General features: G+C 67.2%; 1 protein-coding gene. It reads right to left on the reverse strand.

Annotation, left to right across the window (positions count from 1 at the left end; translation table 11 throughout):
* Positions 1–42 precede the first annotated feature (42 nt).
* On the reverse strand, positions 43–1,398 hold the full coding sequence (locus tag RMCN_RS30685) for an IS1380 family transposase (protein ID WP_067397010.1): 1,356 nt from the start codon (positions 1,396–1,398) through the stop codon (positions 43–45).
* Positions 1,399–1,424: the final 26 nt, after the last annotated feature.

Raw genomic sequence — 1,424 nt, forward strand, 5'->3', positions numbered from 1 at the left:
CGCCGGTTCTCCGGTCCTTGGTCGTCGGGTCAGGGTGTGCTGTTAGGTCAGCGCGGCAAGGCGTTGGTAGCCGCTGGTGATCAGGTCGGTCCAGGGCCATCGACGACTCAGGCGCAGGATGGATCGGCGCGCGGTGGTGATGATTCGCCCGGCCACGGCAAGTAGCCGCAGCCGTAGACGTTTGGGCTCCCAGCTGCGGGCGGGTCGGTCCGGCCAGGCCAGCAGCTGAGTCCAGGTGAGCAGTTCAGCAGCGAGTTGCACGAGCTCAAGCCAGATCTGGTTCTTCGTAAAGGCCTGCAGCGGAAGGTTGGTCATCCCGGTGTCTTTCAACCCGCGGATGCGGTCCTCGGCTCGTGCTCGGCGTCGGTGCCGCAATTCCAGGTCAGCCAGCCGCCCGCCAACGGTGTTCGTGGCGAACAGGGTGATGCGCCAGCCGTCGGCGTCGGTGATGCGCAATTGGGCGCCGGGATGGGGACGTTCCCGGCGGGCGATGATGCGCATCCCGGGTGGCCAGCCGGCGAACGTGGCGGGCAGCCATCGGGTCAGCTCGGCGACTTGAGCGCCTTGTCGAGGGCGGCCGTCGGCGTCCAGGGCGCGCCGCCAGGCTTGTCGAGGCAACGCCGCCAGCGCATCCAGCACCGGCTGGCGGGCATAGATACCGACCGAGTATCGCAAGCCCAGATTGTGGATATGCCAGACCAACCCGTGCACTCCGGCGCCGGTGTCGCCGCGCACCAGCACCTGCGGCCGTGTCTGCTCGGGCAGTTGAGCCAGCGCGGCATCGAGCACTGCGATCTGGTCGGCGGCGTCATTAGCGGTGGCCTTGCCCGGTCGCAGCATCGCCGCCAGAGGCTCTCCGGTGCCGCCGTGGCCGTGATCGACGAATGCTAACAACGGGTGGAAACCGAACCCGCGCTTGAAGTTCGGGGTTGCGCCTTCCTTCTCCGAGTGCGAGCCGACCAACGTGGCATCCAGATCAACGACCACCTGACCAGCGGCCCGGATCGGCAACTGATGACCCCACACCAGCGCCCGCGCGGCCGCGCGCGCCCCACGGATCGCCGCGATCACCGCACCCGGGTCAGCGCCGAGGGTATCGATGAGCCGGCTGATCGTGGGATCAGAGGCCACCGGGCCGAACAACTCCGACTGCGCGCGCAGCATCGCCGCATCAGCCAAGCAATCACCACCCAAAGCGATGGTGACCGCCAAATCCAGCAACGTCTTTCCTGGATCGTGGACCGACCGCGACGCCCGCCACGGCCTCAACGCCCCCGTCAAACCATCGGACAAGCCGCTGACCTGGGCGGTCTTCAACAACAGCGCCGCCCCGCCCGACGAAATCAACGACTCGCTGCCAGCTTCTACACCCACACCACCACAACGGTTACGCTTCACCTACGGAGTGCCTTCCAGCTTGACGA

The sequence above is a fragment of the Mycolicibacterium novocastrense genome (assembly GCF_001570485.1).
In the GTDB taxonomy this organism is placed as follows: domain Bacteria; phylum Actinomycetota; class Actinomycetes; order Mycobacteriales; family Mycobacteriaceae; genus Mycobacterium; species Mycobacterium novocastrense.